This window comes from Brytella acorum (assembly GCF_029309905.1).
GTDB classification, from domain to species: Bacteria; Pseudomonadota; Alphaproteobacteria; order Acetobacterales; family Acetobacteraceae; genus Brytella; species Brytella acorum.
The window spans coordinates 631,984-656,849 of the sequence record NZ_JARBJP010000002.1 but is presented as its reverse complement, the minus strand read 5'-3'; the positions used below and the strand labels follow the sequence as shown (position 1 = coordinate 656,849).

Sequence of the window (24,866 nt, the reverse complement as noted above, 5' to 3'; positions counted from 1 at the left end):
TATGTCATTGTTCAGGGCCGACGAATTCGCGAAAATCGAGAGGGACGGTGTTATTTTTCTCGATGCCAGCGTCGTTCTGCCCGGGCAGAAAGGCGATCCGGCAGCGGATTTTTCCCAACGTCGCATACCCGCCGCGCGGCGGTTCGACGTCGAACGGTTTTCCGATCCCCAGGCGGACCTTCCACATATGTTGCCAACATCCGCTTCATTCGCGCGCGGCATGGAAACGCTGGGCATAGGCACCCATGACAGGATCGTCTTCTACGATCAAAAGGGAAGCGTCGGAGCCTGTCGCGCGTGGTGGATGGCGAAAACTTTCGGTCATGAGCACGCCGCGATCCTGGATGGGGGTCTTAGAGCATGGACGGCGCGCGGATGTGTGCTGGAAGAGGGGCCGCTTCGGGTGTCGCATCCAGGGGCACAGGCCTCTTATCGTCCCTATCCACGTTATGATCGCGTGGCAGGTTCGGGGGATGTTCTGGCGTCCCTGGGAACGAAAAATTCGGCCATTCTGGACGCCCGGTCCAGCGGCCGGTTCCATGCGACGCTCGCTGAACCGCGTCCCGGCGTTCGAGGCGGTCATATCCCGGGCTCGATCAGTCTGCCCTATGCGCGGGTACTCGATGAAACCGGCTCATTTCTTGCTCCCGAAACGCTGCGGACAGCATTTGAAACGCTCGGGATCGCGGGAAGGGACGTGATCACGACCTGCGGCTCCGGTATGACCGCGGCGACGTTGACGGTCGCGCTGGCGGTGGCCGGACTGCCGATGGGGCGTCTTTACGACGGATCCTGGGCTGAGTGGGGACGGGATGACTCTCTTCCCATCGCGACACATGAAGCCTGAGGTGGATGGAAAAGTGAAGGACATGCCAATGGAACAACCGGACCCGAACTCTTCCGCCTACAGAGTGTCGCAGGGGTGGCGGCGTCTGGCTTCGCTTCTCGTGCAGGGAGGGAGAGCGGAAGACGTGCCTCGGCGGGGAGCCTTCGTAAATCCGCCGGTGACGCGAGGCTCAACCGTTCTGTTTCCTGATCTGGCGGCCATGCGTGAAACCGGAACCCGCAGCCATGACCATGAACTGGTATATGGCGCGATGGGCACCCCGATCCAGCATGATCTGGAGCAGCTCGTGGCCGCCATCGAGGGAGGCGTGCATTGTCAGGTCGTCTCTTCGGGTCTCGCGGCCTGCACGATGCCGCTGCTCGCATTCCTGAGTGCTGGCGATCATCTCCTTCTTCCGGACTCCGTGTATTCGCCCACCCGACGTTTCGCCAGCACCATGCTGGCGCGGATGGGCGTCGAGACGACCTATTATGCCCCGACGATCGATGAAGCCGGGCTACGCGCCCTGGTGCGCGATACGACGCGCGTGGTATTTGCCGAGAGTCCCGGAAGCCATACGTTCGAAGTGCAGGATATCCCGATGCTGGCGCGCGTCGCCCATGCGCATGGGGCGCGCCTGATGCTCGACAATACCTGGGGCATCGGTGTTTTCCAGCCGTTCGAGCATGGCGTGGATATTTCGATCCAGGCTTTGACCAAATATCCGGGCGGCCACTCCGATGTGATCATCGGCGCTGTGACCGTTGCCGAAAACGAGGACTGGCGCATTCTCCGCGATGCGGCCATCCAGCTCGGACAGGTGGCCGGACCCGACGATTGCTGGCTGACATTGCGTGGTCTGCGTACCATGGCCGTGAGACTTGAGCGCCAGTCGCTCTCCGCCCTGCGCGTCGCGGAATGGCTGCGGGGACGCCCGGAAGTCGCGCGGGTCCTTCATCCCGCCTTCGAGGAATGCCCCGGCCATCCGTTCTGGCTGCGGGATTTCACCGGCGCCTGCGGCTTGTTCGGTGTCGAACTGCGCGAGGATTTTCCGGTCTCGGCGATGGAGGACATGATCGATGCGCTCGGCCTGTTCGGTCTCGGCGCTTCGTGGGGTGGCTATGAAAGTCTCGTGCTGCCCACCACTGGCGGAATCCGGAGAAACATTCCCGGCGGAATTCCCAAAGGGGCCACGTTCCGGATACATATCGGACTGGAAAATGTGGATGATCTGATCGCTGATCTCGAAGGCGGCTTCGAAGTTCTGCGTGCGTCGTCGGCGGGCTGAACGTTATCGGACTTATTTTTGCCGTAAACCCAGGGCTTCGGCCATGTGCGGGCGCGCGATCTCATCGACGCCTTCGAGGTCCGCGATCGTCATGGCGACGCGCATCAGTCTCGTCATGCCGCGCCCTGAAAGCTTCAGGCGCTCACTGGCCTGTTCGGCAAGATCCCGCGCCCCTTGGGACAGAGCGAACTGCCTCGTGTCCGCCTGGGCGTTCGGGCTGTTCTGCCTCCTGATCTGGCGGTCTCGCGCTGCAGTAACGCGCGCACGAATGACGTCGCTCGGTTCCCCCGCAGGTCCGCGGCTGATGTCGATCGGCGAGACCGGCTGGACATCGAGCCGGATATCGATGCGATCCAGCATCGGTCCCGAAATCTTTGCGGTGTAATCCTCTCCGCATCGCGGTGCTTTCCGGCAACTCCGCTCGGCGTCGCCGAGATAGCCGCACCGGCATGGGTTCATCGCCGCGACAAGCTGGAAGCGGGCCGGATAGGTGATATGCCGTGTGGCGCGGGCGATCGTGATGCTCCCCGTTTCGATGGGCTGACGCAGGGATTCGATGCACTGGCGAGAAAATTCCGGCAGTTCGTCGAGAAACAGAACGCCATTATGCGCCAGACTCACTTCTCCGGGTCGCGCCTGGCTTCCTCCACCGACGAGAGCGGGCAGGCTCGCGGAATGATGTGGTTCGCGAAACGGAGGCCGGATCACAAGTCCTGTCGTTTCCAGATGCCCGCTGACGCTGTGGATACGGGTCGTCTCAAGCACCTGGGCAGAAGTCAGATCCGGCAATATGGAGGGCAGGCGCGACGCGAGCATTGATTTTCCCGCCCCTGGCGCGCCGCATAGCAGAAGCGAATGAGCCCCCGCCGCGGCGATCTCGAGGGCGCGCCGCCCGCGTATCATGCCGCGGATATCGGCCATGTCCGGCAGTTGCGGCCTGTCTGGCGGCGCATTGTCGGGGACCGCACAGAGTATCTGTTCACCGCGGAAATGACTGATGAGCGCCATCAGGTCCTGCGGCGCAAGAATATCGAGGCTGGTATTCGCCCATCGTGCTTCACGCGACTGGCTGGCAGGACAGATCAGGCCCAGTTCGCTTTCGACCGCGCCGAGTGCGGCGGCCAGAACGCCCGTGACCCTGTTGACCTGACCGTCCAGGGACAACTCGCCGAGCGCCGCGTAGGCATAGGCCGTTTCATGAGGAATGACACCCATCGCGACGAGAAGCGCGATGGCGATGGGAAGGTCGAGATGAGCGCCTTCCTTCGGCAGGTCGGCTGGCGTGAGATTGACCAGAATGCGCTTCGGCGGAAGCGCGAGGCCTATGGCCGCCAGGGCGGCGCGTACGCGTTCGCGGGACTCGCCCACGGCCTTGTCAGCCAGCCCCACGATCAGGAAGGCCGGAAGTCCGCTCGTGATCTGGACTTCGACGGTGACGGGAATGGCGTCAATCCCGATGAACGCGAAACTGCGTATGCGAGCGACGGCAGGGCCTGGGCTGAAGGTGGATGGATGCGACATACGTCGAAATTGCCGCAATCATCCTTTATAATCGGTTAACTGAAGACCATTAACCGCGCTGATAAAGCAATCTGGCACGCAATGTGCCGTCCAGCGTTCTGAGCGCCTCAAGCAAACGGTGGTCCTGCGCGGCATCCGGGTTGGCGTCCGTCTCGACAACGACGTATCCGACTTCGCCATCCGTCTGGAGAAACTGGGCGACAATATTGCAGCCTTCGCGTGAGAAAACCTCATTGATCTGCCGCATGATGCCCGGTCGGTTCTCGTGCACATGCATGAAGCGCGTGCCGTTGGGGCGCTCGGGGAGCTGAACAGGAGGAAAATTTACGGCACCGAATGTCGAACCCACGTCTGAATATTCGACCAGTTTACGGGCGACCTCGACACCGATGCGCTCCTGCGCTTCCATGGTGGAACCGCCGATATGCGGTGTCAGCAACACGTTCGGTATGCCTTGCAGCGGGCTGACGAAGCGGTCGTCATTGTTTTTGGGTTCGACAGGAAACACGTCGATTCCCGCACCCATGAGGTGACCATCCCTGAGGGCGGCGGCCAATTCGGCCAGATCCACCACGGTGCCGCGCGCGTTGTTCAGCAGAATGGAATTTGGTTTCATGGCGCGGATTTCGGCTTCGCCCATCAGGTTGCGGGTCTGTTCCGTCTGGGGGACGTGCAGACTCACGACATCGGATTGCCCGAGAAGCTCATGGAGGCTTCCGACCGGCCGGGCGTTGCCATGAGGCAGCTTGTCCTGCGTGTCGTAGTACAGCACCGTCATGCCCATGGCTTCGGCAAGCACCGAAAGCTGGGAACCGATGGAGCCATAGCCGACGATCCCAAGAGTTTTGCCGCGCACCTCCCAGGCATTGGTCGCCGATTTGTCCCAACCACCCTGATGGCAGGCTTCCGAACGGCTCGGAATACGGCGCATCAGCATGATGATCTCGCCGATCACCAGTTCCGCGACAGAGCGCGTGTTGCTGAACGGCGCATTGAATACCGGAATGCCGGCCATCCGCGCCGCCGCGAGATCGACTTGGTTGGTGCCAATGCAGAAGCACCCCACGGCCATCAGCCGATCCGCGCTTTCGATGATGGGAGCCGTCAACTGCGTGCGCGAGCGGATGCCCACCATGTGAACCCCGCTCAACGCCTGCACAAGGGCGTCGCCCTCAAGAGCGGTCTTGAGACGCGTTACCTGATTATAGCCCTGGGCGTTGAAATGGGCGACCGCGCTCTCGTGGATACCCTCCAGAAGCAGGATCTTGATCTTGTCCTTGGGCAGAGAGAACGTCGCATCCATCGGTCGGGCTCCGGGACTGTTCAAAAGGAGGTAGTCTGACTAGCGGAATGAGGGAGCGTGGGAAAGCTCCCGAACCACAGCCGCGTGCAGAACGGCATCTCCACAGGCGAGAACATCCCCGGCGCTTTCAAGCGTGAGAGCGCCGCCGGACCAGTCCGTCACCCGCCCTCCCGCGCCCTGAACGACGGGGACGAGCGCGCCCCAGTCCCATGGTTTCATCGTGCATTCCGCGACGATGTCGATCTGACCCAGGGCAAGCAGTCCATAGGCATAAGCGTCACCGCCCCAGCTCGTCCGTCGGACCAGACCACGCAACATGTTAAATTTCTCCCCGAACGGCGGCACGAAAATATCGGGGGACGTGCAGGACAACTCGGCCGCGGCCAGCGCCACGCAGCGTCGGGTGCCGATCGTACCGGGCAGGGAGCGTGACTCGAAGAGGGTCTTATGGCCGGTCACCCCGACCCAGCGTTCGCCGGTGACGGGTTGATCGACCACCCCGAGCACCGGCACGTCGTTGTGAAAAAGAGCAACGAGCGTCGTGAAGCTGGGTCGGCCCGTAATGAAGGCGCGAGTCCCGTCTATCGGATCGATGACCCAGCACCAGGGCCCGCTGGCGTGTGCGCCTCCGAATTCCTCTCCCAGAATGGCATGATCGGGATGTCTGCTGGCAATGACCGCGCGCATGGCCTGTTCCGCTTCCCGGTCGGCCGCCGTCACCGGACTGTCATCGGCCTTGGCGTCGCTGGCGAGGCCGATGCGGAAATGCCTCACGACCCGACTGGCTGCCGCGTCGGCGCAGAGCCTCGCGGTTTCCACGAACGCTGGTGAGACGATATTGGTCATGACGTCACTCATTGCAGTCGAAAACGGCACCAACACTGTCGTTCATTGCTTTGCGTGGCAATGGCTCGATTGACGCCCTGTCAGTGGTGCGGCATCTGTTCCGGCCTGACGTCGTATATTTCGTGCGTAAGTCCTGATTTTGCCCCTGATTACCGCTGAGCTGCCCCTTCCATGAAGCCTATCGTCATCATTCCTTCACGCATGGCCTCGACACGACTGCCCGGAAAACCGCTGGCGGAGATCGGTGGCCGTCCGATGATCCTGCGTGTCGTGGAGCGAGCTCTGGCAGCCAATATCGGTCCCGTCGCCGTTGCGACTCCCGACGCGGAGATTGTCGAAGCAGTGAAGGTTCTTGGGGTCACCTGCATCCTCACGGCGCCTGAACTGCCGAGCGGCTCCGATCGGGTTCACGCCGCGATCAATGAACTGGATCCCGACGGACGACACGACGTGATCGTGAATTTCCAGGGCGATCTGCCCTTGTTTGTTCCCGACGACCTGCGCCGCGTGCTGCGTCCCCTTGAAGATCCGCAATTCGATATCGGCACGCTGGCGGCCCCGGTGACCTCCGCTCAGGAGCGGGACGCAACGTCCGTCGTGAAGATCGCATGCGATTTCATGCCGGACCAGGACGTCGCACGCAGTTTGTACTTCTCACGCGCCGTCCTTCCGTGGGGTGAGGGGCCACTATGGCATCATATCGGCGTCTATGCTTGGCGGCGGCAGGCGCTCGCGCGCTTCGTCAATGCGCCGCAGAGTCCGCTTGAGCGCCGTGAGTCTCTTGAACAGCTCCGGGCGCTCGATCTCGGCCTGACGATCGGCTGCACGCGTATTGAAGCCGCTCCGCATGGCGTCGATACGCCCCATGATCTGGCACGGGTTCGTGCCATCGTTGCTCAGAGAGAAGGGAATGTCCGATGCCCATAATCGCGTTTCAGGGACGTCCGGGCGCTTATTCCGATCTGGCGTGCCGCACGGCCAGACCGGGTTGGACCACGCTGCCCTGCGCGACTTTCGCGGATGCCATACAGGCGGTACACGATGGCCGGGCGGATGAAGGCATGCTGGCCTGCGAGAATTCTCTGGCCGGCCGCGTCCCTGATATTCACTCCCTTTTGCCCGAGGCGGGGCTGCATATTGTCGGGGAGCAGTTCCAGCGGGTCGAACATTGCCTGATGGCCGTTCCAGGTGCGAAACTCGAAGATATTCGGCGCATCCATACACATCCGGTCGCGCTGGGACAGATCCGCAAGCTCATTGACGAATTGCAGGTCTCGGGGGTGGCAGCCTTCGACACGGCGGGAGCGGCGGAAATCCTCAAAAGCACGGCCTCCCGTGAAGATGGGGTGGTCGCGTCCGAACTGGCCGCCGAACTCAATGGTCTTAAGATTCTGAGACGGAACGTCGAGGACGCGCCCCATAACACGACGCGTTTCTATATCGTGTCCCGCGAGTCCCGATGGCCGTCGCCCGAAGTCGCACATGTGATGACCACGCTGCTGTTTCGCGTTCGCAATGCGCCCGGAACGCTTTATCGGGCGTTGGGCGGATTTGCCGAAAACGGCGTCAACATGACGCGGCTGGAGAGTTACATGCTGGACGGATCTTTCGCGGCAACGCAGTTTCTGCTCGACGTGGAAGGGCACCCGGAGCAGGCGGCCCTGCGAGCGGCTCTCGCAGCATTGCCACAATTCTGTGACAGTTCTTCCATTCTGGGCGTCTATCCGACCAGTCGGGCGCGCCATTTCGCTTCCTGAGCCCGAGATCGACTTGACGCTGCCCGACGTGGTGCGCGAGGGATGCGGCAGAAAATGCGCCTGGGCGAGAGTGAACAGACAATGACACATACAGGTTTTTTCCATGGCGTTCTGACCGCGCTGATCACCCCGATGAAGTCGGACGGCGCGATCGACTTCCCCGCGTACCGGCGCTTCATCGACTGGCAGATCGAAAACGGCGTCTCGGGCCTCGTCCCGGCCGGTACCACCGGAGAAAGCCCGACCCTGAGCCACAAGGAGCACGGCGAGATCGTGGCGCAGGCGGTGGAAACGGCGGCGGGCCGCGTGCGCGTTATGGCCGGCGCCGGTTCGAACAGCACTCAGGAAGCGATCGAGATGGCGCGCCATGCCGCGTCCGTGGGCGTGGATGCGCTGCTGGTCGTGGCACCGTACTATAACAAACCGGGGCAGGAGGGGCTTTATCGCCATTACATGGCGGTCGCCGATGCCACCGAATTACCGCTCTATCTCTACAACGTGCCAGGCCGGACGGTGGTTGAAGTCCTGCCTGAGACGATTGGGCGACTCGCGCAGCATCCCAACATCGTGGGCGTGAAGGATGCGACCGCCAATCTCGTACGTCCCTTGCAGGTGCGTCGCCTCGTTCAGAAGCCTTTCAACCAGCTCTCGGGCGAGGATGGAACGATTGTCTCTTTTCTCGCAGCGGGCGGAGATGGCTGTATCAGCGTGACCTCAAACGTCGCACCGGCTCTTTGCGCGGAGTTGCACAAGACCTGGCAGGAAGGACGTGTGCAGGAAGCCATGGCGCTTCAGGATCGTCTCATGCCGCTTCATGACGCCATGTTCTGTGAAACCAATCCCGGCCCCGTCAAATACGCGGCTTCTCGTCTGGGCCTCTGCTCACCCGCCATTCGACTGCCCATGACGGAGCCTGCGGCGGGAGCCTGTGCTCTGGTTGATGAAGGCCTGCGCCTTGCGGGAATCATCGGATAGTTCCAATGGCAGAGAAGAAAAAAAGCAGCATGATTTCGCACGGTCTGGCCGCGCAAAATCGTAAGGGTCGCTTCAATTACGAAATTCTGGAGACGACCGAAGCCGGGATCGTTCTGAAGGGACCTGAGGTCAAAAGCCTGAGATTGGGCCGGGCCACGATCACTGAGGCCTATGCGGTCGAACGCGACGGCGAAATCTGGCTTCTGAACGCTTATATCCCCGAATATCAGGGCGGCGTATTGTCGCGATTCGATACGCGAGCACCCCGCAAATTGCTTCTGCACAAAAAACAGGTTGTGCACTATCTGGACGCGGTTTCACGGGATGGCGCGTCCATCGTGCCTCTGGACGTTCACTTCAATGAGCGCGGCGTCGCCAAAGTCACACTGGGCCTGGGGCGTGGACGTAAGAAAGAAGACAAGCGCCAGCATATCGCCGATCGTGACTGGCAGCGGGATAAGGCCCGTCTGCTTCGCAACAAGGGCCGTTACGACTGACATAAAAAAGCCGCCTGACCGGAAAGTCAGACGGCTGCCCATACTCGAAAGCATGAGGCGAAATCAGGCGAGATTGACGCTCGCTGCTTCCGGACCCTTCTGGCCCTGGACAACCTTCACATCGACAGCCTGACCCTCGTTAAGAGCGGAGAGGCCCGAACGCTCGAGAGCAGAAGCGTGGATGAAGATATCCTTGCCACCGCTATCCGGCGTGATGAAGCCGAAGCCCTTCGTACCGTTGTACCATTTGACCGTGCCACGCATGTCGTCAGCGCCGGAAAGGTCGGGAGCGGGACGCGACGGGCGAGCGCCGAAACCGGCCGGGCCAGCGCTGCGGGGAGCACCGAAAGCGGCGCGGGGACGCGGCGCTTCAGCCGTGCTCTCATCAACGGTCAGCACTTCCGCGACCTGACGGCCCTTGGGACCCTGGCCGATACGAACGCTCAACGTCGTGCCGGGATTAACGCTGCTATGGCCCGTCGTGGACAGGGCATTGGCATGAAGGAACACATCGCCCGAGCCGTCAGCCAGCTCGACAAAGCCAAAGCCCTTCTCGCTGTTGAACCACTTGACGCTTGCGTTGATTTCCGGACCGGACGCGACGACCTGCGGGCCGCCGGCAGCAGGGCGACGGAAGGTCGAGGGGCCGCGATCGGCATATGAAGGGGCTGGCGACATGAACTCGTCATCAAATCCGCCGCGGCGCGGGGAACGAGAGCTGCGGTCGGGTCGGTTGCTTCTCAACGGTTTAATCCCGGGATGTAAAAGGCGGCCGACAATATAATCTTGCCGCTTAGTGGAGTAAGACGAAACAACTGGAGCGGCTCCGGCGCGAGAACGCGTCATTGATGGGGCCGTGCAGGGTCTCGAGGGGAACCCTAGCATGCTTGCGTCGGCGGCTTCCACATGAAAACGCATCGAAAGCCCGCTAAAGGGCGCGTTTATGCGTATGTTCGCGTGTCTGTGAACATCCCCGTTTTCCCTGACGTTACTTCTGGAGGCCGCGGAATGTGCTTTACCCTGTGCCGAAGAGGTTCGAAAACCGTGTCGCCAAGAGCACGCTCGTCGTCAGAGTTCAGCCCCACGGGAGGCGACGCGGTTTCCTTTTGTCCTGCGGCGTGACATATACCGCTGCGATTCTGGAAACATTTGAGAGGTACCGGACGTGCGGCTTGTGGATATTCTGCGCTGGACGGCCCGTCCGCTGTCGGTCGGCGTTGCGATGGGCGCCCTTGTTGCTCCGGCGTATGCAACGCCCCAGCGGGATCCTTATGGAACATGGACCATTCAGGGTGAAAACGACGCCGTTTCAACCCTGAAAGGGACATCGGACCAATATTATACCTCGGGTCTTCGCGCGGGCTGGACCTCCGGCACGGATAATCTCCCCAAGCCGTTTCATGACCTCAACCGTTTTATTCTGGGCGAAGGCGTGCAGCGAATCAGCCTTGACGTTCAGCAGCTGATCTATACGCCTTCCGCCACACAGAACCCCAATCCTCCGGCGACAGACAGGCCGTATTCGAGCCTTCTGCTAGGCACGGTCAATCTGATCAACGATACTGATCTTTCGCGCAGCGTGTTTGGCATCCAGTTTGGTATCATGGGCCCCGGAGGTCTTGGTCGGAACGTCCAGAACGGGTTCCATAATCTGATCAGCGATACGCCGAACAAGGGCTGGAGACACCAGCTCGCCAACCAGCCCATTTTCCAAGTGCAGATGGGACGCATCTGGCGCCTGCCACTCATCAGCGAAGGGCGGCACGGCGTCGGACTCGATGTCCTTCCGGCCGCCTCCGCGGCCATTGGCGACTATCGTACGTATGGCGATCTCGCGACCAACATACGTTTCGGTCAGGGGCTTCAGAGCGATTTCGGAAATGCCACCATCGGTCCGGGCCTCGATGGAACGGACGCTTTCACGATGGCGAGGCCGGTTTCATGGTACGCATTCGGCGGGGTCGAGGGGCAGGCTGTCGCGTATGATGCGACACTGGAAGGCAACACCATTCGTCATAACTCCCCCCATGTGCCGAACATGCTGTGGGACGTGGGCGAGATTCACGCGGGTGTCGCCGTCATGTGGCACGGCGTCCGTCTGTCCTATAGCCAGATCTGGCAGACTGCGGAATTCTCGACATCTCGCCGGGGCCTGTTCAATTATGGCTCGCTGAAACTCTCCGGCAAGTTCTGAGATCCACCCGGGGACTTTCACGGACCCGGGTCTAAACGTCTGTTTGTCGTGACAAGCCTGGCAGGGCGTGGTCGACAGGCTGTCCCAGAAGATAGCCTTGAACTTCCGTGCAGCCATAAGCTTCGAGAAAGGCCATCTGACGTTCGGTTTCGACGCCCTTGGCGCAGCAACTGATCCCAAGGACGGTCGCGAGGCGAAGGAGGGAGCGCAGAACCTCACCGACTCGCGGATCGTCCTGCATCTTTCCCATGAAAAAACGGTCCAGCTTGATCTGGTCCAGCGGGAACGAGGACAGGCGCTCCAGGCAGGAATACCCGGAACCAAAATCATCCAGTGCTATCTTGACGCCCAGAGCGCGTAGTCGGGAAAGTTCCTGGTGTGCGAGATCCGTCGGACCGAAGGAGCGCAGTTCCGAAAGCTCGATCTGCAAGCGATGGGCGGCCAGACCGCTCTCCGCGAGTGTGGCGGAGATCAGCGGCGCGAGTCGACCATTTGCCAGCCAGAGAGGGGAGATATTGACGCAGACCCGCAGGGGACTCGACCATCCGGCCGCCGCGAGGCAGGCGTGCCGCAAACTCCACGTGTCCACCTGCTCGATGAGTCCGGCCTCTTCGGCATATTGAATGAAAATACCCGGCGAAACCGGTCCGTGATCCGGCCTCTCCCAGCGCAGGAGGGCCTCCACGGCAACAATTTCCTGACTTTCCACATTGATGATCGGCATCCACTGGTGGGATAATTCATTTTCCTGCAGCGCGAGCATCAGGCTTCTTTCGAGCCCGGTCATTTCATTGTGCCGGGATACGACAGCCTCGGTCGCTCGACAGTCATGCCCAGCGCCGGACCTTCGCGCTTCGGTGAGAGCGGCATGCGCCGCAGACATCATGGCTTTGGCATTTGAGGCATCCTGAGGATAAACGCACCACCCCAGCGTCACCGAGATGTTCAAGGCTTCGCCTTCAAGCTCGAAGGGTGCATGCATGGCTCGCATGATCGAGGCGATGATGGAACGCGCCGTCACGGCCGTGATGCCGTAAGGCGTAGCTACCGCGACGCGTCCCCCCCCGAAATACTCAATCCTTGATCCGGAGGGAACGGCGACGCTCACGCGCCGTATCATCTCTTCGATGACCCGATCGGCACGATCCCATCCACTCCGCTCATTGAGCCGGGAGAGGTGGTCAAGATCCATGAGAAGAAACGCCAATCGTCGCGGATGCACGGATGATGCATTGTCGGACATGATCATGTGTTCGAGATGCGAGAGCATGGAAGCTCGCGTCTTGAAACGATCCGTTCCACCGGTCTGCGGCCCGATCGTGAAAGCATCGCCCCAAACGGGTGAGATCGCCAGAGCGATATCTTTGAGTGGTTTGAGATAGGGCTCCTCGAGGGGATCGCCGGGCTCGGACGCCACGACGAGCATTATCTTAACCCCTCCGGGGGCTCCGACGGACGACATGGCGATGCCGCCCAGGGTCCAGGTCATGGTGTCATCCTGTTCACGGATGACGAGCACAGGGGCCGAACTCCTGAACACGGCGTCCATGCGACCAGCGCACAGCGTGCTCCATGGGGCTGAGCCGATAGACGCAAGAACGGAAAATGTGCTGTCGGCGTGAACCAGCAGAAGCGCGGCAGAACGGCAACCACACGCGGCGGCTGCGAGCCGTATTGTCGCTTCGTGAGTGGCTTCCGTCAGGTTCGGCTCTGACATCCTTAAAATATCTCCCTGTTTCGCGGCCGCCAATGACTGGGTTCATGACATGTGGAGAATACTCAGGAGCCCGTAATTTCTCGGCCTTTCAAGCCTCATAAGCGTATCACGGCGCCGTAGGGCAGAGTGCGTGACGGCTCGGCAAAATCTGGGCTCTCCAGATCCTCTTTAGACATTCTTATGTCTTTTTGTCATCCAGATGTCAGAATCCGTTCTGGTGTATCACGGTCGAACAGATGCAGAAGCACGTGAAGAGAAGCATTGCTAGCAGCCGCCAGGCCAGTATCGCTGGAAAGCCGTCGCGCACTTTCCTGCCAGGCCGCGTGTATCAGTCGATCCGACGGAAAACCGGTCGCCAGCCGGAAACCGGGAAGACCAGACTGCCGACTCCCTGCGAGGTCTCCGCCTCCGCGATGACGAAAATCCTCATCGGCAATGCGAAACCCGTCTTCAGTTTCCCTCAACAGGCCCAGTCGTGACCGCGCACCCAGACCGGAGGCTTCGTCATACAGCAGCAGGCAGAAGGAGCGCGCACTGCCACGTCCGACACGACCACGCAACTGATGAAGCTGGGCCAGACCGAACCGTTCGGCATGCTCGATCACCATGATCGACGCATCGGGCACATCCACACCCACTTCGATCACCGTCGTCGCAACGAGCAGGCGCGTTTCTCCGCGACGGAAAGCGTCAAGCGCGGCCTGGCGTTGCACGATGTCCTGCTTGCCATGAGCGAGGCCGACCGGTTCGCTGAAACGCTCGGCCAGATCGGCCCAGCGCGCTTCGGCGGCAGCCAGATCGAGGGCCTCGCTTTCCTCGACCAGTGGGCACACCCAATAGACCTGGGTGCCACGTGCCAGAGAACGCCGGATGCCGGCGATGATGTCATCAAGTGAAGAGAGGGCATGGACCGAGGTTGCGATCGGCAGGCGTCCCGGCGGTTTTTCGTCCAGACGGCTGACCTGGAGTTCACCCCACTGGGTCAGGAGAAGCGTGCGCGGGATCGGCGTGGCGGTCATCACGAGCACGTCCGTCGCACGACCTTTATGACCGAGTTTCATGCGCTGCTCGACCCCGAAGCGGTGCTGTTCGTCAATGACGGCCACGCCGAGATCGTGAAACACGACTTTGTCCTGAAACAGCGCGTGCGTTCCGATGACGATCGGCGCAGCGCCGCTGCTGATCGCCTCCAGCGCCTCTCTGCGTGCCCGTCCCTTGATGCTGCCGGACAGAAAGACGCACGGAACGGGACAGAGACGGCTGAGTGTCTCGAAATGCTGACGCGCAAGGATCTCCGTCGGCGCCATCAGCGCGGCCTGGGTTCCTGCTTCAACCGCCTGCAACATGGCCAATGTCGCGACCAGCGTTTTACCCGCGCCAACGTCGCCCTGAAGCAGTCTCGTCATCGGGCAGGCGGCTTCCAGGTCCGCGGCGATCTCCGTGAAGGCGCGTTTCTGGGCGCCGGTCGGCTCATGCCCAAAGCGGCGAAGAGCTTCCCGACGCAGCGAACCATCGCCAACCAGTTTTCGTCCTTCCCGGGTCCGGGCGCGAGCGCGGGCAATGCCGAGGCACAACTGGTCGGCAAGCAATTCGTCGAACGCCAGGCGCGCTCTTGCGCGCGCGAACTGCTCCTCCCATTTCGCATCTCCGGTGAGGACGGGCGCGTGGACATCGCGCAAGGCTCCGACAAAACCCGGCCAGTGGTGCACCTTCAGCAAAGCCGGGTCGAGCCATTCCGGCAGATCGACGGGCAGCCGACTTAACGCCGCGTTCATGGCTTTGCGCATCGTGGAGGGAAACAGACCCGCTGTCAGAGGCCAAACCGGTTCGAGAGCCGGAATCTCGTGCCGACGATCGAGCGGCAGCATGAAATCCGGATGGGGCATGCTGAGGCTCAGACCGTAATGTTCCAGCTTGCCCGAAATGGCGAGACGATCGCCGACATGTACGTCCCGCAAGAGATAGGCGTGAAAGAACACGATATCGAGTTCATCGCTCCCATCGGAGGCCCGCACCCGGAAAGGCTGCCGATCGCGTTTAGGACGCTCAATGCCGAGAATTTCCACGTCCAGAGTCAGGATACCGCCCGGAGCCAGACGCGTGCGGGCCTCCGAGAGTGGCATGGTCGCGCGGCGATCGATGACATGGTCCGGCATGGTGAAAAGCAGATCAATGATCCGCCCGCCGCCCGCGACTTTCCGCAGAAGCCCGGCATGTCGCGGACCAATGCCCTTGAGAGAGGCGATCGGTGCGAGCAATGGTTCGCAGAGCGCGAGCAGACCGGATGGTTCGGGCGTGGACATCGCTGTCATTTCAGGAACCGGTCGAAGAGGGCTGACACGTCATCACCTCGACGCTATAGGACAACCCCGCCCGGGAACAAAACGAAACCATCCGGCAGGGTCAGGTCCGACGCGCGGCGTTATCCGGGACGCTCCGACCGTCGATCCCCTGCCGAAGGACCGTGAAGGTTGGAACCGCATATGACCGATGCTCCGTCCTGGCCGACCATATGGGGCGTGCCCGAAGCCTCCACCGCCTTCCTGCTCCGGAGCCGTCTCGCCGAGCATGACGGACCGCTTCTGCACGTGGCGCGCGACGACGCCGCGGTCGCCGCTCTCGCGGATGTCATGGCTTACATGATGCCCGAAGTGGACGTACTGCGTTTCCCGGCATGGGATTGCCTTCCTTACGACCGGGTGTCTCCCAACGCCGCCATCGTCGCGGAGCGGGCCAGCACGCTGACCCGACTGCTCGAAAAGTCGAAATCCCGCCGCGTCGTCCTGACGACGGCGCACGCCCTGTTGCAGCGCGTGCCGCCCCGCGCATCATTCGAGGGACAGGCGCTCAGCATCCGGACGGGCGAATCGCTCGATCCGGCCATGTTGGTCGAACTGCTCGTCGCCAGCGGCTACACCCGGACCGACACGGTCATGGAGGCCGGAGAATTCGCAACGCGCGGCGGCATTTTCGACCTCTATCCCGCTGCTGAAAGCGAGCCCATCCGACTCGATCTCTTCGGAGACGAGGTCGAAAACATCCGCCGTTTCGACGTCGCCACGCAGCGCTCGACCGGCGAACTCAGGCAGTTCGATCTGCGACCGGTTTCGGAATACGCCCTCGGCCCCGATGCCATCAGCCGCTTTCGCACGGGATGGCGCGATCTCTTCGGCCCGTCAGCCACCTCCGATACGATCTACGAAAACGTGTCCGACGGGCGGCGCTATCCCGGCCTCGATCATTATGTGCCGCTCTTTCACGAGAGTATGGACACGCTGATCGACTACATGCTCGACGCGTCCGTCAGTCTCGACCATCAGGTCCCGGACATCCTGCGCGCCCGCCTGGATATGATCGCCGATCATTACGACGCGCGTCGGGCGCCCTCGCGCGAGGGCGAACTTATCTACCGCCCGTTGCCGCCGCATCGTCTCTATCTCGATCTTCACGCATGGGACGCAATGCTCGGTCGCGTCCCATGCGCGATGCTCAGCCCCTTCGCCAAACCCGATCTCGCCCATGGGATCGATATGGGTGGTCGCCCCGGGCCGCTCTTTGCGAAAAGCGCCGAGGGCGGCCGGGACGGCGTGTTCGATGCCTTCCGCGAGCAGGTTGAAACCTGGACCAGGGCCGGCCGACGCACCTATGTCACGGCATGGACGCGTGGTTCGCGCGAGCGGATCGCCACGTTGCTCAGGGAACATGGGATCGCCGCCGAGCAGCATGATGACTGGTCGACGGCGGCGGGCATTGCGAAAGGAGTCGTCGGCCTCATCACGCTGGGGCTCGAGCGTGGCTTCGTGCTGGACCGCATGGCGCTCGTCTCCGAGCAGGATCTGCTCGGAGAACGCATAGCCAGACCGCCCCGTCGCAAAAAACGTGCGGAACAATTCATTTCGGAAGCGTCCGAGATTGCGGAAGGCGATCTCGTGGTCCATGCCGATTATGGCATCGGGCGTTACGAAGGGCTGGAAACGGTCAGCGATGGCGTGGCGCCGCATGACTGCCTGCGTCTCGGCTATGACGGCGCGCAGAAACTCTTCCTGCCTGTCGAGAACATCGAACTTCTGAGCCGTTTTGGTTCCGAGCAGGCGGGCGTCGCGCTCGACAAGCTCGGCGGTCAGGCCTGGCAGGTCCGCAAATCCAAGATGAAGTCCCGCATCCGGGACATGGCGGGCGAGCTGATCCGCACCGCCGCCGGGCGCGCGCTCAAGGAAGCGCCCACCCTCGCTCCGGCGGAAGGGCTATGGGACGAGTTCTGCGCGCGTTTTCCCTTCGTGGAAACGGAAGACCAGTCCCGTGCGATCGAGGATGTGCTGGAAGATATGAGCGCCGGTCGTCCGATGGATCGGCTTGTCTGCGGCGACGTGGGCTTCGGAAAAACGGAAGTCGCATTGCGGGCGGCCTTCGTCGCGGCGCTCTCGGGTGTGCAGGTCGCGGTCGTCGTGCCGACCACGCTACTGGCGCGCCAGCATTATCGCGGGTTCATGACCCGCTTCGAGGGTTTTCCGGTCCGCGTGGCCCAGCTGTCGCGGCTGGTAACCGCCAAGCAGGCCGCGGAAACCCGGCGCGAACTTGCGGAAGGCAAAGTCGATATCGTCATCGGCACCCATGCCCTGCTGGCCAAGGGCGTTGCCTTTTCGGATCTCGGACTGCTCATTATCGATGAGGAACAGCATTTCGGCGTCGGACATAAGGAACGCCTCAAGGGGCTGCGCGAGGACGTGCATGTGCTGACGCTGTCGGCCACGCCGCTGCCCCGCACCCTTCAGCTTTCGCTCTCCGGCCTGCGCGAAATGAGCCTGATCGCCACCCCACCGACCGATCGTCTCGCGGTTCGCACGTTCATCACGCCGTTCGACAGCGTCATGATCCGCGAAGCCATCCAGCGGGAGCGATTCCGGGGCGGGCAGGTCTTCTGCGTCGTGCCTCGCATCGAGGACATGGACAGGATGGCGGACCGTCTGCGCGAGATCGTGCCGGACGCGAAAACCGTGCAGGCCCATGGGCGTCTGGCGCCCGCCGAACTCGAACGCGTCATGACCGAATTCTCCGATGGGAAATACGATATCCTGCTCTCGACCAATATCGTCGAAAGCGGCCTCGATATGCCCGCCGTCAATACGCTGATCATCCATCGCGCCGACATGTTCGGCCTCGGGCAGCTCTACCAGCTTCGCGGCCGGGTCGGGCGCGGCAAGCAGCGTGGCTACGCCTATCTGACCTGGCCGCAGACGCGCGTGCTTTCTGCGGCCTCGCAGAAACGGCTGGAAATCATGCAGACCCTCGACACGCTGGGCGCAGGCTTCACGCTGGCGTCGCATGATCTCGATCTGCGCGGGGCGGGCAATCTGCTGGGAGACGAGCAGTCCGGTCACATCAAGGAGGTCGGCATCGAGCTTTACCAGCAGATGCTCGAGGACGCCGTCGCCGATCTGCGTGCCGAAAAGGGCAGGCGCCGCGCGGCGGACGAAAACTGGACGCCGAATATCGTCCTCGGGCTGCCGGTCCTCATTCCCGAGAAGTATGTCCAGGATCTGCCCGTCAGGCTCGGCCTGTATCGCCGTATCGCCGCGCTGGAAAACGAAGCGGAAGTCGATGCGATGCGCGCCGAACTCGTGGATCGCTTCGGCTCGCTTCCCGCCGAAGTCGAAAATCTGCTGGACGTCGTCATCATCAAGCGTTTGTGCCGCGCCGCGGGTGTGGAGCGGCTCGAAGCCGGGCCGAAGGGCATGGTGGTCCAGTTCCGCAACCGGGCTTTCCGCAATCCGGAAGGGCTGATCGCATGGGTCGCGCGCCATCGGGAGCAGGGCGTGAAGCTGCGTCCTGATCACAAGATGGCAGTCGTGCGCGAAATGACGAACGCGCAGCGCATCACCATGGCGCGCAAGGTCGTGGGCGCTCTGAAAAAGCTCGTCGACAAGGTGGAGACCCCGGCCGACTGAGGAGGGGCTACCATCCGCGCTCGTGAAGTTTTCCGCTCGCGGATTGGCGGGCGAGCGCCCATGCGGTCAGGGCAGGGTCACGGGCAGAGGAACGTTATTGACGTCCACGACGCCGTTGTTCAATCCGACGTCCCAGCTCACCTTGTCTCCATCCCGATGAGCCATGAACTGGGCCATGGCCAGCGCCGTCGTCACTCCGGCTGAGGTATGGGCGCGGACAGCGGATAACAGATCGGCCATATGTCCGATTTCGAGATGCATGCGACTGACGGAGTCGCGCCAGCTCGACCCGGACTGGATATAACCGTGACCGTCCAGGCTGCTTTGTCCGTAAGCAGCATGCACCTTGTTGACGGTCAGTGTCTCTCCGGACGCCACGAGCGGCACGTTCGTCGCACCCGAAGCCGCGTCGGACAGCGCCCGAAGCGGCAGGTCAATATCTGCGGAGGCATCCTGCGGGGCCGCAGTTCCGTCCAGCGCGGAGATACCGGAAGCGTCCATCGTGATACGGATGCGATCCGGTTTCCCGCTGACGGAGGCAAAGCGGACGTGAACGGTTTTGGCCAGATAGCCGTGTCCGCTTCGGGCCAGTTTCGCGCCATGCCAGACAAGTTCGGGCTGCGCCCCATGCGCGATTTCCTTCGCAATGGAGCGAAGCGCCGCGTGTGAGCCGTCTGTGTCGCACGCGGCGGGCGTTTTGCCGCGAAGCAGAACGAGGGCGCCGAGAGCCCCGAAAGCATTGGCGTCATTGAGAGCCGCGTTGTCGAGAATCTTCCTGCCGTCCGTCAGGGTCGCGTCGGTGACGTTCAGTTGCGATCCGTCGGCGCTTAGTCGAGCCGCATAATTCTCAAGCGTCAGAGCGCCGTGCCTTGCGGTTTCAAGCCCGGCGGCACTCGTCAGGCATGACTCCGGCAAAGTGGTGGCGCCTTGCGCCCCGAAGGAGAAACAGAGAGACGAGGCAAAAAGAATCGGACTGATGAGAAATGCGCGTTTCATGCCAGTGAAGATGGGACTTCTCAGGATCGACTGCAATCTCGATCAGTCGAATGGCCAGAAGGTCCTGGCGATGGCGTTATATGTCGAGGCGAGACCGTCCTGCACGCCATCGAGAAATTCATGAAGACCCGCGAGGATGATCTCTTCCGTGGGTACGCCCGTGACGAGATTCCGGAGGTTTTCGACGTGCTCCAGCCCCTCGCTTGCGTCCCGGAAACCATAGTCGCTGCGCAGCAGATGCACCGCGTGATGCGCCTGACGCAGCGATGTGGCGAGAGAGCGGGGAAAGCCGTGGCTCTTGAGCAGAAAGCCGACCACGCTCGCCGGGGTTAGATCGTTGGGGAAAAGGCGCCGAAAAGCGTGATAGCCGGCGGCCGAGCGCAGAACGGCGGTCCATTGGCTTGCATCGATTTCAGAACCGGTCATCGCGGGTTCGGGCAGGAGCGCCTGATATTTGATATCGATGAGGCGTGTGATCTGGTCCCCACGCTCAATATGTTTGCCGATCTGATGGAAGAGCCATGCTTGGTCCCGGAAGAGCGTGCCTTCCATGATCCCCGCATGGGTCTGGCATCCTTCCTTGATACGGGCGCACAGGGAGGAGACATGATTGATCGCGATATCGGCGAGTGTCAGGTCGCGGACGAAGTTGGTGAAAACGTTGAGATGCGTCCACATCTCCGTCGGGATGATCGGCCGAAGCGCGCGGGCGTTCTCGCGGGCCGCCAACGCCATGCTGATGATGGAATTGGGATTGTCACGATCCAGAACGTAGAACGACAGAACTTCTCTTCCGTTGATCTTCTCATGCCGCAGGAAATAGGTGTCCGAATCCGTATTGATGTCGAGAATACACTGCCACCCGTTCATGACGGTCCGCAGGCGAACGAAGGTTTCGTTCACGTCGATCAGCCGGGCCAGATTTTCAATCCGCTCCATGTATCGGGCCAGCCAGAGCATGTTCTCGGCATAGCGTGAGAGCAGGACGGGTCCGTTCATCGTTTCGCCTCCGCTCATGATGCCATGACCCACGTATCCTTGGAGCCGCCGCCCTGCGAGGAATTGACCACGAGCGATCCTTCCCGGATGGCGACACGCGACAGGGCGCCGGGGAGAACCCAGCTCGACTTCCCGGTCAGGGTAAACGGGCGCAGATCCACATGCCGCGCTTCGACTCTGGAACCGCAGAGCGTCGGGCTCGTCGAGAGCCGCAGAACAGGCTGGCTGATGTAATTGGCCGGATCGTCACGTAGCTTGTCGCGAAAGGCGTCTCTCTCGGCGGCTGTGGCGTGCGGCCCGATGATCATGCCGTATCCGCCAGACTCTCCGACAGGTTTGACAACGAGATTTTCAATATTGTCGAGCGTGAACGCAAGCGCTTCCGGCTCCGCGCAGATATGCGTTTCCACGTTCTCGAGAACCGGTTCCTCGCCGAGATAATAACGGATCATGCGCGGCACATACGCGTAGATCGCCTTGTCGTCCGCCACGCCTGTTCCGACCGCGTTCGCCAGTGTCACGTGTCCGGCCTGATAGGCGCGCATGAGACCCGGAACACCCAGCATGCTTTCAGGACGGAAGGCCTCGGGGTCGAGAAACGCGTCGTCAATGCGGCGGTAGATCGTATGGACGGGCTGCAGGCCTGCCGTCGTCCGCATATAGACACGGTCGTTCAGAACGCGCAGATCGCGTCCTTCCACCAGAGGCACGCCCATTTCCCGGGCGAGAAATACATGTTCGAAGTAAGCCGAATTATATGTCCCCGGGGAAAGGAGAACGATCTGGGGGGCAGATATCCCCTCAGGCGCGACTTCAGCCAGGATGCGGCGCAGATTGCCCCCGTATTCCTCAACAGGAGCGACATCCAGATCCGCGATCAGATCGGGCATGCATCGTCGCATCATGCGGCGGTTCTCGATGACGTAACTGACGCCTGACGGCGTGCGCGCATTGTCTTCGAGCACTAGAAAGCGGCCACTGTCGTCGCGGACGATATCCGTCCCGCAAATATGGATGTAAGTGCCGCTTGCCGGTCGAAAACCGATCATGGCGCGACAGAAGTTGGGATTTTTCAGAACCAGATCCGCCGGGATAACGCCGTCGCGAATGATTTCCTGATCCTGATAGATATCAGAGAGAAACCGGTTGAGGGCCGTAACCCTCTGTCGTAACCCGAGTTCCAGGCAGACCCATTCTGGATTCGAAATGACACGGGGGATAAGATCGAAGGGCAGGATACGATCGATCGAGGTCCGCTCGGTATAGACGGTAAAGGTAATGCCGAGATTATAGAGTTCAGCTTCAGCGGAGCGCGCGCGCTCGGTGAGGACGCCGGATGTCATCCCGGCCAGCCGGTCCCTTATGACGGTTGCGGCATCGTTATCTTTCGCTCCGTGATCATTCGTCAGTTCACAGAAAAAGCCGCCGTGCCTGTAGCCGTCGAACAAGGGGACCGTATCTGAACCTTTATCTGTTTTCATCCGTCAACGTTCTCCCCAACGCCCGCAAATTCCTGTCAGCACAAGCGCCTGATGTTGTGATGATGAAACGAAGACTGGGCCGACGCATCAGACGCGTCAACCGGTTATGAGGGTTTAACGTAACATTAAGGTTTTGGATGCATGATGGTATTCGTAGCATCGGGTTTTGAGAGGTCTGACCATGTCTATCAGCGGAATAGCGTCGGCTGCGGTACCGCAGTATCTGACGATGGTTCGTGACGAAACCACATCGGTCGATAACTACGTCAAGGAAACGCCAACCGTTCAGCGCGAGATCGCCGCATTCCAGAAGTCCGCGCGGTCGATCAACTCCGCACAGGATCTTCTGAACAATTACGGCTCTCTCAAAGTCGTTCTGGGATCGTTCGGACTATCCTCGCTGATCGATCAGAAAGCTGTCGTCAAACAACTCCTGACACAGGACCCGACATCCCCCAAATCTCTGGCAAAAAGTTCCGGCAACGCCTCGTGGCTCAAGCTCGCGACCGCATTTTCCAGTTGGTCACCATCGCCCCTGTCTTCGTCCGATACCGTCAATACGATGTCGACCTCGTATCTGACCAGCCAGTTCGAGACTCATGCGGACGACGAAACGCCAGGTCTTGGCACCGCTCTTTATTTCACCCGGTCCATGACATCCAAAACATCGCTTGCGGGCATCATGTCGGATCCAAAGCTGTTGAAGGTGGTCGAGACGGTCTCAGGTTTTGATCCGACGCAATTCGGAGCGCTCGATTATGATCAGCAGGTCCGGCTGCTGCAGCCAAAAGTCGATCTAAAAGATTTTTCGACGGCGGACGGGATCAAGCGGTATGCGGAGCGCTACCTCGCCACGTTGCAGATTCATCCCGACACCACCACGAAGCCCGCGACGCTCCTGTCCCTCTACGGCGCGAACGGCGAAAATCAGGGCATCCTCAGCCTTTTCACATCTTCGAGCACTTCGTCGACAGGATCATTGTTCTCGGCGTTGACCTGACGCAATATCCGCAGCCTTCGCAATGGAGGCGCAGGCATGGCGGGACTGGACCCTAAAGACTTTTCAGATCTGAGGGCGTTAGGGCACCGGATCATCGATGATATCTTTGACCGTGCCGAACATATGGGAGAGGGACCCGTATGGCGGCCAATGCCGGAAGCCGAACGTGCCCGGTTCTCCGGTGACCTGGGATCAGAGGGAACGGATGCCCGCGCGCTCTACGAGCGCTTCCAGTCATCAATTCTGCCTTATCACAACGGCAATCAGCATCCGGGCTTCATGGGATGGGTTCAGGGAGCAGGAACGCCGATCGGTATTCTTGCGGAACTGATGGCGGCCGGGATCAACGATAACTGTGGCGGCCGGGATCATGCCGCTGTCGAAGTCGAGCGGCAGGTCATTCGCTGGACCGCGGACATCGTCGGCTTCCCGACGACAGCATCCGGCGTGCTTGTCACAGGCTCCTCTCTGGCAAATTTCATCGGGGTGATTACAGCGAGTCGTGCCTACAAGCTTGCCCTTCGTCGCGAAGGCGTCGGCTCACGGCGGCTTGTGGGATATGCCTCCAGGGGCGCCCATGGATGCGTTTCCCGCGCGTTTGATCTTGCTGGGCTGGGGAGCGACGCCCTGCGCCTTATTCCGACAGATGACGAACATCGCATGCGCGTCGACCTTCTTGCCGCACAGATCTCGCAAGACCGGGCAGGCGGTATGCAGCCCTTTCTCGTCGTCGGAACCGCCGGCACAGTGGATTGCGGTGCCATTGACGATCTCACGGCCATTGCCGATCTGACGCAGCGCGAAAGTCTCTGGTTTCACGTGGACGGAGCGTTCGGAGCGCTCGGCCGCCTCAGCAAAGGCCTGAACCCGCTGCTCGTCGGCATGGAGCGCGCCGATAGCCTAGCTGTGGACTTTCACAAATGGGGACAGGTTCCTTACGATGCTGGCTGCGCGATCGTCCGTCATCCCCATCTGCATGCTCAGGCGTTTGCCCAGAGCCTCGACTATCTCAAGCGCGAAGACCGGGGAATGGCAGCCAACGCACCATGGTTCTGTGACTTTGGTCCCGATCTTTCCCGCGGCTTTCGTGCGCTCAAAGTTTGGATGACGCTGGCTCATTATGGGACCGAGCGTCTGGGCGCCATGATCGACAACACATGTGCTGTCGCGGCCTATCTTGCCGAGCGCGTCGAGCAGGACAGCCGGTTCGTACTCCTCGCGCCGGTCGGTCTGAACATCGTATGTTTCACGTTGAGGGATATACAGGATTCCGAAGTCGCGGAACTGGTGAAGGACCTTCAGGAAAGCGGCGTCGCCGCGCCTTCCACGACACGTATTCAGGGACGACTCGCTATTCGCGCCGCGATCGTCAATCACCGGACGACTCGGGATCATATCGACGGAATGCTGAGCGAGATCGTCCATCTCGCTCGAAAACGCATTTCCGCAAGAACCACCTGACGCGGCTCCAGCGCGTCGCTGGGCGAGAGATATGTCTGTTTTGCCCGGAAGCTTTCATGC

General features: G+C 61.2%; 19 protein-coding genes. 10 read left to right on the top strand and 9 right to left on the bottom strand.

Translation table 11 applies throughout. The annotated features are described in order from the left end of the window. Position 1: 1 nt before the first annotated feature. Together PWM43_RS06315 and metC are read left to right on the top strand one after the other, a co-directional pair. A complete protein-coding gene (locus PWM43_RS06315; RefSeq protein WP_289841696.1) occupies positions 2-847 on the top strand; it encodes a sulfurtransferase in 846 nt (281 codons plus the stop codon). Positions 848-869: 22 nt separating this feature from the next. Beyond that, the gene (gene metC, locus PWM43_RS06310; protein WP_289841695.1) at positions 870-2,114 is read left to right on the top strand and encodes a cystathionine beta-lyase; all 1,245 of its coding nucleotides are present in this window, start codon (positions 870-872) and stop codon (positions 2,112-2,114) included. Positions 2,115-2,126: 12 nt separating this feature from the next. On the opposite strand, the gene PWM43_RS06305 is transcribed toward metC, so the two are convergent. From PWM43_RS06305 to PWM43_RS06295, 3 genes are read right to left on the bottom strand one after another with little or no spacing between them, the layout of a single operon-like run. Continuing rightward, positions 2,127-3,635: a YifB family Mg chelatase-like AAA ATPase gene (locus PWM43_RS06305; protein WP_289841694.1), complete on the bottom strand. Its 1,509-nt coding sequence runs from the start codon at positions 3,633-3,635 to the stop codon at positions 2,127-2,129. Between the two features lie 49 nt (positions 3,636-3,684). Then, the gene (gene serA, locus PWM43_RS06300) at positions 3,685-4,938 is read right to left on the bottom strand and encodes a phosphoglycerate dehydrogenase (protein WP_289841693.1); all 1,254 of its coding nucleotides are present in this window, start codon (positions 4,936-4,938) and stop codon (positions 3,685-3,687) included. Between the two features lie 39 nt (positions 4,939-4,977). Further along, positions 4,978-5,784: an inositol monophosphatase family protein gene (locus PWM43_RS06295; RefSeq protein WP_289841692.1), complete on the bottom strand. Its 807-nt coding sequence runs from the start codon at positions 5,782-5,784 to the stop codon at positions 4,978-4,980. Between the two features lie 171 nt (positions 5,785-5,955). Here PWM43_RS06295 and PWM43_RS06290 point away from each other — a divergent pair, with 171 nt between their 5' ends. The 4 genes from PWM43_RS06290 to smpB all read left to right on the top strand — a co-directional run bounded on the left by PWM43_RS06290 (position 5,956) and on the right by smpB (position 9,013). Beyond that, complete coding sequence (locus PWM43_RS06290; RefSeq protein ID WP_289841691.1) at positions 5,956-6,711, top strand: 3-deoxy-manno-octulosonate cytidylyltransferase; 756 nt, start codon at positions 5,956-5,958, stop codon at positions 6,709-6,711. Continuing rightward, on the top strand, positions 6,702-7,541 hold the full coding sequence (locus tag PWM43_RS06285) for a prephenate dehydratase (protein ID WP_289841690.1): 840 nt from the start codon (positions 6,702-6,704) through the stop codon (positions 7,539-7,541). The genes PWM43_RS06290 and PWM43_RS06285 overlap by 10 nt, the downstream gene beginning before the upstream one ends. 81 nt (positions 7,542-7,622) lie before the next feature. Beyond that, positions 7,623-8,516: a 4-hydroxy-tetrahydrodipicolinate synthase gene (gene dapA / locus PWM43_RS06280; protein WP_289841689.1), complete on the top strand. Its 894-nt coding sequence runs from the start codon at positions 7,623-7,625 to the stop codon at positions 8,514-8,516. Positions 8,517-8,521: 5 nt separating this feature from the next. Then, positions 8,522-9,013 carry an SsrA-binding protein SmpB gene (gene smpB / locus PWM43_RS06275; protein ID WP_289841688.1) on the top strand — a complete coding sequence of 164 codons (492 nt, stop codon included), beginning with the start codon at positions 8,522-8,524 and terminating at the stop codon, positions 9,011-9,013. A gap of 63 nt (positions 9,014-9,076) precedes the next feature. Here smpB and PWM43_RS06270 read toward each other — a convergent pair whose 3' ends face one another. Beyond that, complete coding sequence (locus tag PWM43_RS06270; RefSeq protein ID WP_289841687.1) at positions 9,077-9,757, bottom strand: cold-shock protein; 681 nt, start codon at positions 9,755-9,757, stop codon at positions 9,077-9,079. Between the two features lie 478 nt (positions 9,758-10,235). On the opposite strand from PWM43_RS06270, the gene PWM43_RS06265 reads away from it, so the two are divergent. Then, positions 10,236-11,207: a lipid A deacylase LpxR family protein gene (locus PWM43_RS06265; protein WP_289841761.1), complete on the top strand. Its 972-nt coding sequence runs from the start codon at positions 10,236-10,238 to the stop codon at positions 11,205-11,207. Between the two features lie 31 nt (positions 11,208-11,238). Here PWM43_RS06265 and PWM43_RS06260 read toward each other — a convergent pair whose 3' ends face one another. After that, positions 11,239-12,924, bottom strand: coding sequence for a putative bifunctional diguanylate cyclase/phosphodiesterase (locus PWM43_RS06260; RefSeq protein WP_289841686.1), 1,686 nt, complete (start codon positions 12,922-12,924; stop codon positions 11,239-11,241). Positions 12,925-13,115: 191 nt separating this feature from the next. Next, the gene (gene recG, locus PWM43_RS06255) at positions 13,116-15,227 is read right to left on the bottom strand and encodes an ATP-dependent DNA helicase RecG (RefSeq protein ID WP_289841685.1); all 2,112 of its coding nucleotides are present in this window, start codon (positions 15,225-15,227) and stop codon (positions 13,116-13,118) included. Between the two features lie 180 nt (positions 15,228-15,407). On the opposite strand from recG, the gene mfd reads away from it, so the two are divergent. After that, the gene (mfd, locus tag PWM43_RS06250) at positions 15,408-18,869 is read left to right on the top strand and encodes a transcription-repair coupling factor (RefSeq protein ID WP_289841684.1); all 3,462 of its coding nucleotides are present in this window, start codon (positions 15,408-15,410) and stop codon (positions 18,867-18,869) included. Positions 18,870-18,935: 66 nt separating this feature from the next. Here the strand turns inward: mfd and PWM43_RS06245 are convergent, their stop codons facing one another. From PWM43_RS06245 to PWM43_RS06235, 3 genes are all read right to left on the bottom strand, one after another. Then, complete coding sequence (locus PWM43_RS06245) at positions 18,936-19,784, bottom strand: hypothetical protein (RefSeq protein ID WP_289841683.1); 849 nt, start codon at positions 19,782-19,784, stop codon at positions 18,936-18,938. 123 nt (positions 19,785-19,907) lie between these two features. Then, positions 19,908-20,864: an alpha-E domain-containing protein gene (locus PWM43_RS06240; RefSeq protein ID WP_289841682.1), complete on the bottom strand. Its 957-nt coding sequence runs from the start codon at positions 20,862-20,864 to the stop codon at positions 19,908-19,910. A 14-nt stretch (positions 20,865-20,878) separates the two neighbouring features. Then, positions 20,879-22,345 (bottom strand): circularly permuted type 2 ATP-grasp protein, encoded by a 1,467-nt coding sequence (locus PWM43_RS06235; RefSeq protein ID WP_289841681.1) that lies wholly within the window; start codon positions 22,343-22,345, stop codon positions 20,879-20,881. 181 nt (positions 22,346-22,526) lie between these two features. Here PWM43_RS06235 and PWM43_RS06230 point away from each other — a divergent pair, with 181 nt between their 5' ends. Further along, positions 22,527-23,345, top strand: a complete 819-nt coding sequence (locus PWM43_RS06230) for a DUF1217 domain-containing protein (RefSeq protein WP_289841680.1) — start codon at positions 22,527-22,529, stop codon at positions 23,343-23,345. A 36-nt stretch (positions 23,346-23,381) separates the two neighbouring features. After that, the gene (locus PWM43_RS06225) at positions 23,382-24,806 is read left to right on the top strand and encodes a pyridoxal phosphate-dependent decarboxylase family protein (RefSeq protein WP_289841679.1); all 1,425 of its coding nucleotides are present in this window, start codon (positions 23,382-23,384) and stop codon (positions 24,804-24,806) included. Positions 24,807-24,866 lie beyond the last annotated feature (60 nt).

Excerpts from the sequence above, each read along its gene's own strand:
- PWM43_RS06295 (WP_289841692.1), bottom strand. The coding sequence starts at position 5,784 with ATGACCAATATCGTCTCACCAGCGTTCGTGGAAACCGCGAGGCTCTGC.
- serA (WP_289841693.1), bottom strand. The coding sequence starts at position 4,938 with ATGGATGCGACGTTCTCTCTGCCCAAGGACAAGATCAAGATCCTGCTT.
- PWM43_RS06285 (WP_289841690.1), top strand. The coding sequence starts at position 6,702 with ATGCCCATAATCGCGTTTCAGGGACGTCCGGGCGCTTATTCCGATCTG.
- recG (WP_289841685.1), bottom strand. The coding sequence starts at position 15,227 with ATGTCCACGCCCGAACCATCCGGTCTGCTCGCGCTCTGCGAACCATTG.
- metC (WP_289841695.1), top strand. The coding sequence starts at position 870 with ATGCCAATGGAACAACCGGACCCGAACTCTTCCGCCTACAGAGTGTCG.
- PWM43_RS06230 (WP_289841680.1), top strand. The coding sequence starts at position 22,527 with ATGTCTATCAGCGGAATAGCGTCGGCTGCGGTACCGCAGTATCTGACG.
- dapA (WP_289841689.1), top strand. The coding sequence starts at position 7,623 with ATGACACATACAGGTTTTTTCCATGGCGTTCTGACCGCGCTGATCACC.
- PWM43_RS06290 (WP_289841691.1), top strand. The coding sequence starts at position 5,956 with ATGAAGCCTATCGTCATCATTCCTTCACGCATGGCCTCGACACGACTG.
- PWM43_RS06315 (WP_289841696.1), top strand. The coding sequence starts at position 2 with ATGTCATTGTTCAGGGCCGACGAATTCGCGAAAATCGAGAGGGACGGT.
- PWM43_RS06225 (WP_289841679.1), top strand. The coding sequence starts at position 23,382 with ATGGCGGGACTGGACCCTAAAGACTTTTCAGATCTGAGGGCGTTAGGG.
- PWM43_RS06260 (WP_289841686.1), bottom strand. The coding sequence starts at position 12,924 with ATGTCAGAGCCGAACCTGACGGAAGCCACTCACGAAGCGACAATACGG.
- smpB (WP_289841688.1), top strand. The coding sequence starts at position 8,522 with ATGGCAGAGAAGAAAAAAAGCAGCATGATTTCGCACGGTCTGGCCGCG.
- PWM43_RS06235 (WP_289841681.1), bottom strand. The coding sequence starts at position 22,345 with ATGAAAACAGATAAAGGTTCAGATACGGTCCCCTTGTTCGACGGCTAC.
- PWM43_RS06305 (WP_289841694.1), bottom strand. The coding sequence starts at position 3,635 with ATGTCGCATCCATCCACCTTCAGCCCAGGCCCTGCCGTCGCTCGCATA.
- PWM43_RS06240 (WP_289841682.1), bottom strand. The coding sequence starts at position 20,864 with ATGAACGGACCCGTCCTGCTCTCACGCTATGCCGAGAACATGCTCTGG.
- mfd (WP_289841684.1), top strand. The coding sequence starts at position 15,408 with ATGACCGATGCTCCGTCCTGGCCGACCATATGGGGCGTGCCCGAAGCC.
- PWM43_RS06265 (WP_289841761.1), top strand. The coding sequence starts at position 10,236 with ATGGGCGCCCTTGTTGCTCCGGCGTATGCAACGCCCCAGCGGGATCCT.